Annotated in this window: 8 protein-coding genes and 1 pseudogene; 7 read left to right on the top strand and 2 right to left on the bottom strand. The window is 60.9% G+C overall.

The window, feature by feature from the left end; genetic code table 11:
- Positions 1-131: 131 nt before the first annotated feature.
- A complete protein-coding gene (gene putA / locus AC0Z4S_RS05205) occupies positions 132-4085 on the top strand; it encodes a trifunctional transcriptional regulator/proline dehydrogenase/L-glutamate gamma-semialdehyde dehydrogenase (RefSeq protein ID WP_485622294.1) in 3954 nt (1317 codons plus the stop codon).
- A gap of 311 nt (positions 4086-4396) precedes the next feature.
- Entirely contained in the window at positions 4397-6199 is a 1803-nt protein-coding gene (locus tag AC0Z4S_RS05200) for an acyl-CoA dehydrogenase (protein WP_485622293.1), read from the top strand.
- A 189-nt stretch (positions 6200-6388) separates the two neighbouring features.
- Here the strand turns inward: AC0Z4S_RS05200 and AC0Z4S_RS05195 are convergent, their stop codons facing one another.
- Both AC0Z4S_RS05195 and AC0Z4S_RS05190 read right to left on the bottom strand, forming a co-directional pair.
- Positions 6389-6691, bottom strand: a complete 303-nt coding sequence (locus AC0Z4S_RS05195) for a cell division protein ZapA (protein ID WP_039756738.1) — start codon at positions 6689-6691, stop codon at positions 6389-6391.
- On the bottom strand, positions 6688-6918 hold the full coding sequence (locus AC0Z4S_RS05190) for a hypothetical protein (RefSeq protein ID WP_016772015.1): 231 nt from the start codon (positions 6916-6918) through the stop codon (positions 6688-6690). Before AC0Z4S_RS05190 ends, AC0Z4S_RS05195 begins: the two co-directional genes overlap by 4 nt.
- Positions 6919-7195: 277 nt before the next feature.
- Between AC0Z4S_RS05190 and AC0Z4S_RS05185 the strand changes: the two are divergent.
- The 5 genes and pseudogenes from AC0Z4S_RS05185 to selO form a co-directional block, all read left to right on the top strand.
- Positions 7196-7918: pseudogene (locus AC0Z4S_RS05185) on the top strand (MCP four helix bundle domain-containing protein); the annotation flags it as partial.
- Positions 7919-7948: 30 nt separating this feature from the next.
- On the top strand, positions 7949-8821 hold the full coding sequence (locus tag AC0Z4S_RS05180; RefSeq protein WP_371919857.1) for a methyl-accepting chemotaxis protein: 873 nt from the start codon (positions 7949-7951) through the stop codon (positions 8819-8821).
- Between the two features lie 322 nt (positions 8822-9143).
- A complete protein-coding gene (locus AC0Z4S_RS05175) occupies positions 9144-10886 on the top strand; it encodes a potassium/proton antiporter (protein ID WP_253498331.1) in 1743 nt (580 codons plus the stop codon).
- 34 nt (positions 10887-10920) lie between these two features.
- Positions 10921-14274, top strand: a complete 3354-nt coding sequence (mscK, locus tag AC0Z4S_RS05170) for a mechanosensitive channel MscK (RefSeq protein WP_485622292.1) — start codon at positions 10921-10923, stop codon at positions 14272-14274.
- Between the two features lie 48 nt (positions 14275-14322).
- Positions 14323-15786 (top strand): protein adenylyltransferase SelO, encoded by a 1464-nt coding sequence (gene selO / locus AC0Z4S_RS05165; RefSeq protein WP_485622291.1) that lies wholly within the window; start codon positions 14323-14325, stop codon positions 15784-15786.
- The last annotated feature ends 180 nt before the right edge of the window (positions 15787-15966 follow it).

The following is a 15966-nucleotide window of genomic DNA, read 5'->3' as shown; positions in this document are numbered from 1 at the left end:
AATTATTTCCTGACGAGCTGCGTATTATTCCGGCAAAAAAAGGGTTGCACCCGGTTGCACCTCATTCAGCGCACGGCTAATCTTGCGGCCAGCTGATGCCACGCAACTGTGGCAACCATGAGGATAAAAATATGGCTACCACCACCCTTGGGGTCAAACTCGATGACCCGACCCGCGAGCGCCTGAAGGCTGCCGCAACCTCGATCGATCGCACGCCGCACTGGCTGATCAAGCAGGCAATTTTCAATTACCTGGAAAAACTCGAGGGTGGTGCAACCTTGACCGAGTTGAACGGTTTGACCGCCAAAGATGCCGATGACGCAGGCGAAGTGCAGACCGATCACGCTCACCAATGCTTCCTCGAATTCGCCGAAAGCATCCTGCCGCAATCGGTTCTGCGTGCCTCGATCACCGCGGCCTACCGTCGCCCTGAGCCGGAAGTGGTGCCGATGCTGATCGAGCAGGCGCGCCTGCCGGCACCGATGGCCGAAGCCACCAACAAACTCGCCGCGACCATCGCAGAAAAACTGCGTAACCAGAAGAGTGCCGGCGGTCGTGCCGGTATTGTCCAGGGCCTGCTGCAGGAATTCTCCCTGTCGTCCCAGGAAGGCGTGGCGCTGATGTGCCTGGCCGAAGCGCTGCTGCGCATCCCGGACAAAGGCACCCGCGATGCGCTGATCCGCGACAAGATCAGCACCGGCAACTGGCATCCGCACCTGGGCAACAGCCCTTCGCTGTTCGTCAACGCTGCGACCTGGGGCCTGCTGCTGACCGGCAAACTGGTTTCCACTCACAACGAAGCCGGCCTGACTTCTTCGCTGAGCCGCATCATTGGCAAGAGTGGCGAGCCGATGATCCGCAAGGGCGTCGACATGGCCATGCGCCTGATGGGCGAGCAGTTCGTTACCGGCGAAACCATCGCCGAAGCGCTGGCCAATGCGAGCAAGTTCGAAGCCAAAGGCTTCCGCTATTCCTACGACATGCTCGGTGAAGCGGCACTCACCGAAGTCGACGCACAAAAATACCTGGCCTCGTACGAACAGGCGATCCACTCGATCGGCAAAGCGTCCCACGGTCGTGGGATTTATGAAGGCCCGGGTATTTCCATCAAGCTCTCGGCGCTGCACCCGCGCTACAGCCGTGCGCAATACGAGCGCGTGATGGACGAGCTGTATCCGCGCCTGCTGTCGCTGACCCTGCTGGCCAAGCAGTACGACATCGGCCTGAACATCGACGCCGAAGAAGCCGACCGCCTCGAGCTGTCGCTGGATCTGCTCGAACGTCTGTGCTTCGAGCCGCAGCTGACTGGCTGGAACGGCATCGGGTTCGTTATCCAGGCTTATCAGAAGCGTTGCCCGTACGTGATCGACTACGTGATCGATCTGGCCCGTCGCAGCCGTCATCGCCTGATGATCCGTCTGGTAAAAGGCGCGTACTGGGACAGCGAAATCAAGCGCGCCCAGGTTGAAGGCCTGGAAGGCTATCCGGTCTATACCCGCAAGGTGTACACCGACGTTTCCTACATCGCTTGCGCACGCAAACTGCTGTCGGTGCCGGAAGTCATCTATCCGCAGTTCGCCACGCACAACGCCCACACCCTGTCGGCGATCTATCACATCGCCGGTCAGAACTATTACCCGGGGCAGTACGAATTCCAGTGCCTGCACGGCATGGGCGAACCGCTCTACGAACAGGTTGTAGGCAAGGTTTCCGAAGGCAAGCTGAACCGTCCGTGCCGCGTGTACGCACCGGTCGGCACCCATGAAACCCTGCTGGCGTACCTGGTGCGTCGTCTGCTGGAAAACGGCGCCAACACCTCGTTCGTCAACCGCATCGCCGACCAGTCGATTTCGATTCAGGAACTGGTGGCCGATCCGGTGGCGCAGATCGAGCAGATGGCGACCGTGGAAGGCGGTTTCGGCCTGCCGCACCCGCGCATTCCGCTGCCGCGTGACCTGTACGGTGCCGAGCGCGCCAACTCGAGCGGCATCGACATGGCCAACGAACATCGTCTGGCCTCGCTGTCCTGCGCCTTGCTCGCCACTGCGCACAATGACTGGAAAGCCGCGCCGATGCTTGGTTGCGCGTCCAGCAACGAAACGCCGGTCGCCGTGCTGAACCCGTCCGATCACCGCGATGTGGTCGGCCACGTTCAAGAAGCTACCGTCGAAGACGTCGACAACGCCATTCAATGCGCGCTGAACGCCGCGCCGATCTGGCAGGCCACGCCGCCGGCCGAACGTGCAGCAATTCTGGAACGCGCCGCTGACTTGATGGAAGGTGAAATCCAGCCGCTGATGGGCCTGCTGGCTCGCGAAGCCGGCAAGACTTTCGCCAACGCCATCGCCGAAGTGCGCGAAGCGGTCGATTTCCTGCGTTATTACGCAGTGCAGGCGCGCAACGATTTCAGCAACGACGCCCACCGCCCACTGGGTCCGGTGGTGTGCATCAGCCCGTGGAACTTCCCGCTGGCGATCTTCAGCGGCCAGGTCGCTGCGGCATTGGCTGCCGGTAATCCGGTACTGGCCAAACCGGCCGAGCAGACTCCGCTGGTCGCCGCTCAAGCCGTGCGTCTGATGCTCGAAGCCGGCATCCCGGAAGGCGTGCTGCAACTGCTGCCGGGTCGCGGTGAAACCGTCGGCGCTGGTCTGGTCGGTGACGAACGCGTCAAAGGCGTGATGTTCACCGGTTCCACCGAAGTCGCGCGCTTGCTGCAACGCAACATCGCTGGCCGTCTCGACAGCCAGGGCCGTCCGATTCCGCTGATCGCCGAAACCGGTGGCCAGAACGCGATGATCGTCGACTCCTCGGCACTCACCGAACAAGTCGTGATCGACGTGGTGTCGTCGGCCTTCGACAGTGCCGGTCAGCGCTGCTCGGCGTTGCGCGTGCTCTGCCTGCAGGAAGATTCCGCCGATCGCGTCATCGAAATGCTCAAAGGGGCCATGGCCGAAAGCCGTCTCGGCAACCCGGAGCGTCTATCCGTGGACATCGGCCCGGTGATCGACGCCGAAGCCAAGGCCGGTATCGACAAGCACATTCAAGGCATGCGCGACAAAGGTCGCAGTGTTTACCAGGTGGCGATTGCCGACAGCGAAGAGATCAAGCGCGGCACTTTCGTCATGCCGACCCTGATCGAACTGGAAAGCTTCGACGAGCTGCAACGCGAGATTTTCGGGCCAGTGCTGCACGTGGTTCGTTACAAGCGCAAAGAGCTGGATCAACTGATAGGCCAGATCAACGCATCCGGTTACGGCCTGACGCTGGGCGTGCACACGCGCATCGACGAGACCATCGCCAAGGTGATCGACAACGTCAACGCCGGTAACGTCTACGTCAACCGCAACATCGTTGGTGCCGTGGTCGGCGTGCAGCCATTCGGCGGCGAAGGCCTGTCGGGTACTGGCCCGAAAGCCGGCGGCCCGCTGTACCTGTACCGCCTGCTGTCGACGCGTCCGACCGACGCCATCGAACAATCCTTCGCTCGTGGTGACGCCATCGTCGCCCCGGACGTGCGCTTGCGCGATGCCATGAGCCAATCGTTGAACGCTCTGAAAGCCTGGGCCGACAACAACAAGTTCGCTGATCTGAGCAGCCTGTGCGTGCAATACGCGGCGCAATCACAGAGCGGCATCACCCGCGTGCTGGCCGGGCCAACCGGCGAGAAAAACAGCTACGCGATCCTGCCGCGCGAGCACGTGCTGTGCCTGGCGGAGGTCGAAGGTGATCTGCTGACGCAACTGGCGGCGGTGCTGGCGGTGGGTGGTTCGGCAGTGTGGCCGGAAACCGAGCTGACCAAGGCCTTGTTCGCCCGTCTGCCGAAAGAAGTCCAGGCACGGATCAAGCGCGTTGCCGACTGGAACAAGGACGAAGTGGTGTTCGATGCAGTGCTGCATCATGGCCATTCCGACCAGTTGCGCGGCGTCTGCCAGCAGATCGCCCAGCGTGGCGGCGCGATCGTTGGGGTTCAGGGCCTGTCTCAGGGCGAGACCAACATTGCCCTGGAGCGTCTGGTGATCGAGCGGGCATTGAGCGTCAACACCGCTGCGGCGGGGGGTAATGCCAGTTTGATGACCATCGGTTAAACCGCTGTAAATCCAGGCGACCGCAATGGTCGCCTGGAATGAAATACCCTGTAGGAGTGAGCCTGTTCGCGAAGACGGAGTGCCAGACGACATGAATGTTGCCTGACCCACCGCTTTCGCGAGCAGGCTCGCTCCCACAGAAGATCAAAAGATCGCAGCCTTCGGCAGCTCTTACATGGAACCGCATTCCAAATCTAGGAGCTGCCGAAGGCTGCGATCTTTTGCTTCTGCATCACGCTCATCAATCTTCCTGTTCAGCCTTCATCAGCACACCTAGACTCGGCCCAACCCCAATTTCCAGGTAGGCCGCCATGTCCGAGACGCTGCTCAGTTCCCGCAATCTGGCTTTCGAGCTGTACGAAGTCCTTGATGCCGAGGGCCTGACCCGGCGTGAGCGCTTTGCCGAGCACAATCGCGAGACCTTCGACGCCGCCATCGGCACTGCGCGCAACATCGCCGAAAAGTATTTCGCCCCGCACAACCGCAAGGGCGATGAAAACGAGCCGCGCTATGAAGATGGCCAGGCCATTCTGATTCCCGAAGTGAAACCGGCCGTGGATGCCTTCCTCGAAGCGGGTTTTCTCAACGCCGCACGTAGTTTCGAGGCCGGCGGCATGCAACTGCCGACCCTGCTGTCGCAAGCCTGCTTTGCGCATTTCCAGTCAGCCAACGCCGCGTCGACCTCGTACCCGTTCCTGACCATGGGCGCGGCCAACCTGATCGAGAGCTTTGGCAGCGAAGAGCAGAAACAGCGCTTCCTGCAACCCATGATCGACGGCCGCTTCTTCGGCACCATGGCCCTGACCGAGCCCCATGCCGGTTCGTCGCTGTCGGATATTCGTACCCGCGCCGAGCCGGCATCCGACGGCACCTATCGCCTCAAGGGCAACAAGATCTTCATTTCCGGCGGTGATCACCCGCTGTCGGAAAACATCGTGCACATGGTGCTGGCCAAACTGCCGGATGCACCGCCGGGGGTGAAAGGTATTTCGCTGTTTATCGTGCCGAAGTTTCTGGTCAACGACGACGGCAGCCTCGGCCAGCGCAACGACGTCCTGCTCGCCGGGTTGTTCCACAAGATGGGCTGGCGCGGCACCACTTCGACGGCACTGAACTTCGGCGATAACGGCGAGTGCGTCGGCTATCTGGTGGGCAAGCCGCACCACGGCTTGAGCTACATGTTCCAGATGATGAACGAAGCGCGGATCGGCGTCGGCATGGGCGCGGTGATGCTCGGTTATGCCGGTTACCTGTATTCGCTGGAGTACGCCCGCGAGCGGCCGCAGGGTCGGGTGCCGGACAGCAAGGATCCGACCACGGCGCCGGTGGCGATCATTCAGCACGCGGACGTCAGACGCATGCTGCTGACGCAGAAATCCTACGTCGAAGGTGCATTTGATCTTGGCCTGTATGCCGCGCGGCTGTTCGATGACACCACGACGCTGGAGACCGAAACCGAGCGTAAACAGGCGCATGAGCTGCTGGACCTGCTCACGCCGATCGTTAAATCCTGGCCATCGGAGTTCTGCCTGAAAGCCAACGAACTGGCGATCCAGATTCTTGGCGGCCACGGCTACACCCGCGAGTACCCGGTGGAGCAGTACTACCGCGACAACCGCCTGAATCCGATCCACGAAGGTACCCACGGTATCCAGTCGCTCGATTTGCTCGGACGCAAGCTGGCGCAGAACGGTGGCGCCGGGTTGAAGCAATTGATTCGCTTGATCGCCAACACCGCGCAACGCGCGACCGCATACGACTCGCTGAGCGCACTGCGCGAACCGCTGGAAAAACTCGTTGCCCGCCTGCAAACCGTGACCATCGGCCTGCTCACCGATCTGGCCCAGGGCAAGGTCAACAGCAGTCTGGCGAACTCGGCGCTGTACCTGAAAGTGTTCGGCCACGCAGTGATCGGCTGGCGCTGGCTGGAGCAGGCGATTCGCGCCGAGGAAGGCCTGGCCAAAGGCAATGCGGCGGATGTCGACTTCTATAAGGGCAAGTTGCAGGCGGCGCGGTATTTCCTGACGTGGGAAGTGCCAGGGTGCCAGCATGAGCTGGACCTGCTGGAAGCGCGGGACGATACGTGCCTGGGGATGCGCGAGGAGTGGTTCTGATCGACGACCGGGGTGAGTTCGTGACCCTCACCCCAGCCTCTCCCCGAAGGAGAGGGAGCCGATTGGGGGATATTTGAGAACTACGCCGACTTGAAATGACCTTACCGAATCCATCATCGACAAGTCTTTCAGATCGACGCATGGCGCAAGACGACTCGGTCAGTCCCCCGCGGGCCTACTCTCTCTGCTTCAACCCTGACTGATCGTCTTGGCAATGGTCTCGACCGTGGCGCTGACTTGCTCTTGATAACGCTCGAGTTCTTCTTTGTGCTGCTTCTTCATTTCGATCTGCTGCGAGCACAGATTCATCGCCGCCAGGACCAGCAAGCGATCGCCGATCAGCGTCGGGTATTTGCGCTTGGTGTCTTCCAGCGCTGCCTTGAGCATCATCGCCGCGTCGAGCAGGGTCTGTTCTTCCCCGGCCGGCGCCTTGATCGAATAGTCCTCGCCAAGAATGGAGATGACTTTTACCCCTGCTGTGCCGTGGTTCATGCGCTGACGGGACCTGCGTTGACGCGATCGACCAGTGCCTGGATGCGCGCGGCGGTGGCGCCGTGTTTTTCTTCCTGCTCCATCAGGTTCAGTTGCAGGTTTTCGTTTTCATCCTTGGCCTGGGCCAGTTCCGTGGACAGGGTCTGGTTGGTCTGCAGCAAGGTCTGGTTCTGTTGCACCAGATCGCTGACGAGCTGTTCCAATTGGCTGAGGGATGCTTCCAACATTTTGATCTTCCAAGCGTTTTTCAAAGGGCGCGTACGATAAAGAAAAGTCACCACGGATGCCAGGGTTAAACCGGCGCAAGGCCTTGATTTGCCTGGCGGGCAAGCGTTCTCGCGAGTTCAAAAGACTGTGATTGGTCGATCTGGTTCCTGCACTTCGTCGCTCAGGGCTGTCTGCGACAAATACGCACACCACCTCAAGACTTTAGTCGTACGACCGATAAGTCACCCATACAGCAGTCTCAGCCCGCATGGATGCGGCCCTTTTCGGTATCCGCCCATGTCCCTTCGCAATATGAATATCGCCCCACGGGCGTTCACCGGTTTCGCCCTGATCGGCGGCCTGATGTTGATTCTCGGCGTGTTTGCGCTGAACCAGATGAGCAAGATCCGCGCGGCCGGCGAAGACATCGCCACCGCCAGCGTGCCATCGATCAAGGCCCTCGACGAATTCACCCAACTGACCCTGCGTCTGCGCGTGCTGTCCTATCGTTTGCTGATCAACCGCGAACCCGACGTGCAGCAGAAAACCATCGAACTGTTCGACATGCGCAACCGCCAGATCAGCGATGCGCAACGTGCCTACGAGCCGCTGATCTCCGGCCCTGAAGAACGCGCGGCGTACGATCAATACGTGCAGTTGCTGGCGCAGTACCGTCAGCTTGAAGAGCGCATGAAAACCCTGTCGCGCAACAATCAGGTCGACGAGTTGCGGCAGATGCTCAACAGCGATTTGCTGAGCAACTCTGAAGCAGTAAACACCGCCCTCGCGCGCTTGCTGGAGATCAATACCCAGCAAATTGCCGAGACCGATCAGGGCGCCAAGGATCAATACTCGATGTCATTCGATCTGGTCGTCACCTTGTTGGTGATCGCCAGCGGCTTGACCTTGCTGTTCGCCTGGCTGCTGACCGTGAGCATTACCAAACCGATTTCCAAGGCACTCGAGGCAGCGGAAACCATCGCCGAAGGCAACCTGACCCAGCCGATCCATGTCGATGGCGAAGATGAAGCCGGGCGCCTGCTGGCCGCCATGGCCAAGATGCAATCGAAGCTGCGCGACACCCTGCAGCGCATTTCCGGTTCGGCCACGCAGTTGGCCTCCGCCGCTGAAGAACTCAACAGCGTCACCGACGAAAGTGCTCGCGGCCTGACCCAGCAGAACAACGAAATCGAGCAGGCGGCCACTGCCGTCAACGAGATGACCAGTGCCGTCGAAGAAGTCGCGCGCAACGCGGTCAGCACTTCGGAAGCCTCGAAAAACGCCACCACTTCGGCGGGCGACGGTCGTGATCTGGTGCAGGAAACCGTCAGCGCCATCGAACGCATGAGCGCCGATGTGCAGAGCACGGCTTCGCTGATCGGCGATCTGGCCAATGAATCCCGCGATATCGGCAAGGTACTCGACGTCATCCGTGGCCTCGCCGACCAGACCAACCTGCTGGCACTGAACGCAGCGATCGAAGCGGCCCGTGCCGGTGAGGCCGGTCGTGGTTTCGCCGTTGTGGCGGACGAAGTGCGCGCGCTGGCCCATCGCACTCAACAGTCGACCAGCGAAATCGAACGCATGATCGGCAGCATCCAGAGCGGCACCGAACACGCCGTGGATTCGATGCGCAACAGCACCGAGCGCGCCGAATCGACCTTGAACATCGCCCGAGGCGCGGGTATGTCGCTGGACACGATCAACAGCGCCATCGTCGAAATCAACGAGCGCAACCTGGTCATCGCCAGCGCCGCCGAAGAGCAGGCGCAGGTGGCGCGGGAAGTCGACCGCAATCTGGTCAACATCCGTGATCTGTCGGTGCAATCGGCGACCGGCGCGAGTCAGACCAGTGCGGCGAGCAACGAGCTGTCGCGCTTGGCGCTGGATCTGAACAACATGGTTGGACGGTTCAGTCTGTAAATTTTGAGATCAAGGTCAAAAGCCCCTCACCCCAGCCCTCTCCCAGAGGGAGAGGGGGAAAGGGAGCAGATCTCTGTGCTGTTCAAACCTGAGTCCGACGCGCAATTGCAGGTCGGCGTTATTCGAACAAACACCGCGGTCAGTCCCCTCTCCCTCTGGGAGAGGGCTAGGGTGAGGGCCGCAATCGTCCGCCTGCCGCAAATCCTGATGCCACCCTGAAAAAGCTTTTTGACAGCATCACATTTCAACAGGTTAGAATCGCTGGCACGCAGACTGCATGGTCAGTTTGTGCCCCCGTCTTTACGCTTCTGGAGTACTGCCTTTGAATGCGACGACCATCAACAGCCTGTTCTTGATCGGCGCGTTGCTGGTAGGCGCAAGCATTCTTGTCAGCTCGCTTTCTTCACGTCTCGGCATTCCGATTCTGGTCATCATCCTCGCGGTCGGCATGAGTGCCGGGGTCGATGGTGGCGGGATCATTTTCGATAACTACCCGACGGCCTATCTGGTCGGCAACCTTGCTCTGGCGGTGATCCTGCTCGACGGCGGTTTACGTACGCGGGTTTCCAGTTTCCGCGTGGCGTTATGGCCGGCGCTGTCGCTGGCCACGGTCGGGGTGTTGATCACCACCGGGCTGACCGGCATGGCCGCGGCGTGGCTGTTCGACCTCAATCTGATTCAGGGCCTGCTGATCGGCGCCATTGTCGGCTCGACCGACGCCGCTGCGGTGTTCTCGTTGCTTGGCGGTAAAGGCCTCAACGAACGGGTGAGCGCCAGTCTGGAAATCGAATCCGGCAGCAACGACCCGATGGCGGTGTTCCTCACAGTAACCCTGATCGACATGCTCGCCAGCGGCGAAACAGGCCTGCACTGGAGTCTGCTGACCCACCTGATCCGCGAGTTCGGCATCGGTGGTGTGATCGGTCTGGGCGGCGGCTGGGTGATGCTGCAACTGGTCAACCGCATCAATCTCGCCGCCGGGCTCTATCCGATCCTGATCATCGCCGGTGGTCTGGTGGTGTTCGCGTTGACCAACGCTTTGCACGGGAGTGGCTTCCTCGCCGTGTACCTGTGCGGTCTGGTCATCGGCAACCGGCCGGTGCGCAGCCGCCACGGCATTCTGCACATGCTCGACGGCATGGCCTGGCTGGCGCAGATCGGCATGTTCCTGGTGCTGGGCCTGCTGGTCACGCCCCATGATCTGCTGCCGATCGCCCTGCCCGCCCTTGGTCTGGCGCTGTGGATGATCCTGTTCGCGCGGCCGCTGTCGGTGATGGTCGGCCTGCTGCCGTTCAAGGCCTTCCACGGTCGCGAAAAAGCCTTTATTTCCTGGGTCGGCCTGCGCGGCGCGGTGCCGATCATTCTCGCGGTGTTCCCGTTGATGGCCGGATTGCCGCAAGCGCAGCTGTATTTCAATCTGGCGTTCTTCATCGTACTGGTCTCGCTGCTGGTGCAGGGCACGAGCCTGCCGTGGGTGGCCAAGCTGCTCAAAGTGACGGTGCCGCCGGAGCCCGCGCCGATTTCCCGGGCGGCGCTGGAAGTGCACGTGACCAGCGAGTGGGAACTGTTCGTTTACAAGCTCGGCGCCGAGAAATGGTGCATCGGTTCGCCCCTGCGAGACCTGAAAATGCCCGAAGGCACACGCATCGCCGCCCTGTTTCGTGGCCAGCAATTGCTCCATCCGTCGGGTAGTACGGTGCTGGAAGTCGATGATTTGCTGTGTGTTATTGGCCACGAACACAACTTGCCGGCCCTCGGCAAACTGTTCAGCCAGGCGCCGCAACGCGGCCTCGATCTGCGTTTCTTCGGCGACTTCGTGCTCGAAGGAGACGCCCAGCTTAAAGCGGTTGCAGCGCTGTATGGCTTGCCGGCCGAAGGCATCGATCCGGACATGACCCTGGGCGCGTTCATTGCCCAGAAAGTCGGTGGTGCACCCATCGTCGGTGACCAGGTGGAGTGGAACAACACCCACTGGACGGTCGCGGTCATGGACGGGAACAAGATCGGCAAAGTGGGCGTCAGATTCCCCGAAGGAAGTCGCCCGGGTCCCGGGCTCTTCCTCTAAACTGCCTCCACTCTCACTTGCTTGACCGGTCTCTATGCCTACCCTGCGCTCCTTTTTCGCCGCGGCCCTGTTGGGCCTCAGTCTTGTCGTCGGCCCGCTGCATGCTGCCGAACCACCGTCCAGCGACGCCGTGCAGGCCAGCCTCGACAAGCTGGCCGACAGCAAACTGCCGGACGCTGACAAGAAGACCCTGCAGACCGTCCTGCAGAACACCCTCAATCAGCTGAACAACCAGCGTGATTACGAGCAGAAGCTGATCGATCTCAAGCGTCAGCTGGCCAATGCGCCGAAGCTGACGATCGAGAACACCCGCGAACTCAGCCGCCTCAAGGCCACCGCACCAGTGCCGGTCGCGCAGCGTTTTCCGAAAGAGTCGATCCAGCAACTGGAGCAGATCCTCACCGACCGCTCCACCCAGCAAAGCGATCTGCAAAAAGCCCTGGCCGAAGCCAACAGTCTGATCATCACCGCACAGACTCGCCCCGAGCGCGCGCAGGCTGAGATTTCCGCCAGCCAGACGCGCATCCAGCAGATCAACACCATCCTCAAATCCGGCAAGGACACGGGCAAAACGGTCACCGCCGAACAGCGCGACCAATTGAATGCCGAACTGGCCGCACTCAATGCGTTGATTCCGCTGCGCCGTCAGGAACTGGCCGGCAACACTCAATTGCAGGATCTGGGCAACGCCCAGCATGACTTGCTCTCGGAAAAATCCGATCGCCTCGACCGCGAAATTCAGGAACTGCAAACCCTGATCAACCAGAAGCGTCTGGCGCAGTCGCAGGAAACCGTTACCCAGCAATCGATCGAAGCGCAGAAGGCCGGCGGCAGCAGCCTGCTGGCAAGCGAGAGCGCGACCAACCTCAAGCTTTCCGACTATTTGCTCAAGAGCACTGACCGCCTCAACGAAGTCACGCAGCAGAACCTGCAGACCAAACAGCAACTCGACACCCTGACCCAGAGCGATTCAGCACTGGACGAGCAGATCAGCGTGCTCAAGGGCAGCCTGTTGCTGTCGAAGATTCTCTATAAGCAGAAACAGGCGTTGCCGCATTTGAAGGTCGACCGCGACCTCGCCGACCAGATTGCCGATATTCGCCTGTATCAGTTCGATGTCAGCCAGCAGCGGGAGCTGTTGAGCAATCCGGCGACCTATGTCGACAATCTGCTGGCCACGCAGCCGCCGGAGCAGGTCACCCCGCAGTTGCGCAAAAGCCTGCTCGATCTGGCCAACACCCGCGCCGATCTGCTCGAGCGGCTGAACCGCGAATTGAGCGCGATGCTCAATGAGTCGATCACCCTGCAGCTCAATCAGAAACAATTGCTCAGCACTGCGCAGAGCCTGCGCGCGACCCTCGACGAACAGATGTTCTGGATCCCCAGCAACAAGCCGCTGGACGTGGAATGGATGCGCGGCGTGCCGGAGCGGCTGGAGCGGCAGGTCAACACCCTGCCCTGGGCATCGAGCCTGAGCGAACTGACTGACGGCCTGACCCAGCGCCCCTTGCTGTTCCTGCCGTTGGCATTGCTGATCGGCGCCCTGCTGTGGCGACGCAAGGCACTGTACGGGAGACTCAACAAGGTTCACCAGGACATCGGCCACTTCAAGCGCGACAGTCAATGGCATACGCCGCAGGCGATTCTGATCAATATTCTGCTGGCGATGCCGGTGGCGCTGGGTCTGGCGCTGTGCGGTCTGGCCTTGCAGATCGACGCGCGCGGGCAGAACGCCAATATGGGCGCGGCACTGTTGCAGATGGGACAGGCCTGGCTGGTGTTCTACACCGCTTACCGGATCCTCGCGCCCGGCGGTGTGGCGGAATTGCACTTCCGCTGGGAGAAGCCGCAGGTCGAGTTCCTTCAGGGCTGGGTGCGTCGACTCGGCCTGGTAGTAATGGCGCTGGTCGCCGTGGTAGCCGTCGCCGAGTTGCAACCGGCGGCGCTGGCCGATGACGTGCTAGGCATGCCGGTGGTGCTGACTTGCTATGCGTTGATGGCATGGCTGCTCAGTCGCCTGCTGATCAGCAGCCCGACCCACCAGAATGCCTCGCTGTTCCGCAAAGCCGTCGGGGTGATGTTCACCCTGCTGCCGATCGCCCTGTTTGTCGCGGTGTGCTTCGGCTACTACTACACCGCACTGAAACTCAGTGATCGCTTGATCAATACCTTGTATCTGCTGATGTTCTGGCTGGTGATCGAGGCGACCTTCGTGCGTGGCCTGAGCGTTGCCGCGCGGCGTCTGGCTTACCAGCGCGCGCTGGCCAAACGGCAGGCAGCGAAGGAGGCTGGCGACGGCGAAGCGGTGATCGAAGAACCGACGCTGGATATCGAAAAGGTCAACGAACAGTCCTTGCGCCTGATCCGTCTGGCCCTGCTCGGCGGCTTCATCGCGGCGCTGTACTGGGTCTGGTCGGACCTGATTTCGGTGTTCTCGTATCTGGACAACATCACCCTCTACGAATACACCAGCGGCACCGGCGCCAACATGAGCATGGTGCCGATCAGCATCGGCGACATGCTCGGCGCGCTGATCATCATCGGCATCACCTTCGCGCTGGCGCGCAACTTGCCCGGTCTGCTCGAAGTGTTCGTGCTGTCCAAGCTCAATCTGGCGCAGGGTAGCGCTTATGCGACAACGACGCTGCTGTCCTACGTGATTGCCGGCGTTGGTTTTGTCACCACCCTGTCGACCCTCGGCGTCAGTTGGGACAAGTTGCAATGGCTGGTGGCGGCGCTGTCGGTAGGCCTCGGTTTCGGTATGCAGGAGATCTTCGCCAACTTCATCTCCGGCATCATGATCCTCTTCGAACGCCCGGTGCGAATCGGCGACACCATCACCATCGGCAACCTCTCGGGTACGGTGAGCAAGATCCGCATCCGCGCCACGACCATCACGGATTTTGACCGCAAGGACATCATTGTCCCGAACAAGACGTTCATCACCGGGCAACTGATCAACTGGTCGCTGACCGACACCATCACTCGGGTAACGTTGAAGCTCGGCGTCGATTACGGCTCGGATCTGGACCTGGTCAAGGAGCTGCTGCTCAAGGCGGCCCGGGAGAATCCGCGCGTGCTGAAGGAACCGGAGCCGCACGTGTACTTCCTCAACTTCGGCGAAAGCACCCTCGACCACGAACTGCGCATGCATGTGCGTGATCTGGGCGACCGCAACCCGGTGCTCGATGAGGTCAACCGCTTCATCAACCGCGAGTTCAAGAAGCAGCACATCAACATCTCGTTCCGGCAGATGGAGGTTTATCTGAAGAACCTGCACGGCCAGGAATACAAGATGGTGCCTGTGGAACCCGAGAACAAAACCATCGTGCCGATCGTCGACGGGCAGAAACCGTTGCCGGAACCGCCACCGAGCAAACTCGACTAACCGACATGGTCCCAGCAGAATGCTCGGACATTCTGCTGGAGCCGGCCCGTGAAAGCCCTCGACGAACTGACTTTCGACAACCGCTTCGCCCGTCTCGGCGACGCGTTCTCTGCGCACGTACTGCCGGAGCCGATCGACAACCCGCGTCTGGTGGTCGCCAGTCCCGAAGCCCTGGCCTTGCTGGATCTCGACGCGACCAGCGCCGAAACCGAAGAATTCGCACAACTGTTCGGCGGCCACAAACTCTGGGCCGACGCCGAACCGCGGGCCATGGTGTATTCCGGGCATCAGTTCGGCGGCTATACCCCGCAACTGGGTGACGGTCGCGGTCTGCTGCTGGGCGAGGTCTATAACAACGCCGGTGAGCACTGGGACTTGCACCTCAAGGGCGCCGGGCAGACGCCGTTTTCGCGCATGGGCGATGGCCGCGCCGTATTGCGCTCCTCGATCCGTGAGTTTCTCGCTTCTGAAGCGCTGTACGCGCTGAACATTCCGTCTTCGCGGGCCGCCTGCGTGATCGGCTCCGACACGCCGGTCTGGCGGGAAAAGCAGGAACGCGCGGCGATGGTACTGCGCCTGGCGCCGAGCCATATCCGCTTCGGCCACTTCGAATATTTCTACTACACCAAACGCCCCGAGCAGCAGAAACAGCTCGCTGAGCATGTGCTGGCGATGCACTTCCCAGAATGCCTTGAGCAACCGGAACCGTATCTGGCGATGTTCCGCGAAATCGTCGAGCGCAACGCCGAGCTGATCGCCAAGTGGCAGGCCTATGGCTTCTGCCACGGCGTGATGAACACCGACAACATGTCGATCCTCGGCATCACCTTCGACTTCGGCCCGTTCGCCTTCCTCGATGACTTCGACGCGCATTTCATCTGCAACCACTCCGATGATCAGGGCCGCTACTCGTTCAGCAATCAGGTGCCGGTAGGCCAGTGGAACCTCAGCGCCCTCGCCCAGGCGTTGACGCCGTTCATCAGCGTCGAGGCCCTGCGTGAAACCCTCGGCCTGTACCTGCCGCTGTTCCAGGCGCACTACCTCGACCTGATGCGCCGCCGCTTCGGCTTCACCACCGCCGAGGACGATGACCAGCAACTGCTGGAAAACCTGCTGCAACTGATGCAGAACAGCGGCGTCGACTACACGCTGTTCTTCCGCCGCCTCGGTGAAGAGTCAGCCGAACAGGCCATCGCCCGCCTGCGCGACCACTTCGTCGATATCAAGGGCTTCGATGCCTGGGGCGAACGCTACGTCGCCCGGGTGGCCCGCGACGGCGATGCCGATCAGGCACAACGCCGCGCGCGGATGCACGCGGTCAATCCGCTGTACATCCTGCGCAATTACCTGGCGCAAAAAGCCATTGATGCGGCCGAGCAAGGCGATTATTCCGAGGTGCGCCGGCTGCATGCGGTGCTGAGCCAGCCGTTCGAGGAACAGCCGGGAATGGAAGGTTATGCCGAGCGGCCACCGGAGTGGGGCAAGCATTTGGAGATCAGTTGTTCTTCCTAAAGCTTTTCATAGGTGAATGCCCGGAAGGCAGGTCATAACCTAAAGCCATATAGTCGCAATGGAAAATTGCAACCAAGCGCGCTCAGAAAAACAACTATTCACCACGTACGTTCGACTTGCTCAGCGAAAATAATTGAGAAGAGTATCGACATCTGTAATAGAGCGTCGAACATCCGCGAA

The sequence above is a fragment of the Pseudomonas sp. 1L-B-1-E-C1 genome, from assembly GCF_057291835.1.
The sequence above is the reverse complement of the archived record's forward strand: the minus strand, read 5'-3'. Positions and strand labels throughout refer to the sequence as shown.

What these genes read in the sequence shown, in the direction of transcription:
- AC0Z4S_RS05190 (WP_016772015.1), bottom strand. Translation starts at nt 6,918, where the DNA reads ATGTTGGAAGCATCCCTCAGCCAATTGGAACAGCTCGTCAGCGATCTG.
- AC0Z4S_RS05180 (WP_371919857.1), top strand. Translation starts at nt 7,949, where the DNA reads ATGGCCAAGATGCAATCGAAGCTGCGCGACACCCTGCAGCGCATTTCC.
- mscK (WP_485622292.1), top strand. Translation starts at nt 10,921, where the DNA reads ATGCCTACCCTGCGCTCCTTTTTCGCCGCGGCCCTGTTGGGCCTCAGT.
- AC0Z4S_RS05200 (WP_485622293.1), top strand. Translation starts at nt 4,397, where the DNA reads ATGTCCGAGACGCTGCTCAGTTCCCGCAATCTGGCTTTCGAGCTGTAC.
- AC0Z4S_RS05195 (WP_039756738.1), bottom strand. Translation starts at nt 6,691, where the DNA reads ATGAACCACGGCACAGCAGGGGTAAAAGTCATCTCCATTCTTGGCGAG.
- putA (WP_485622294.1), top strand. Translation starts at nt 132, where the DNA reads ATGGCTACCACCACCCTTGGGGTCAAACTCGATGACCCGACCCGCGAG.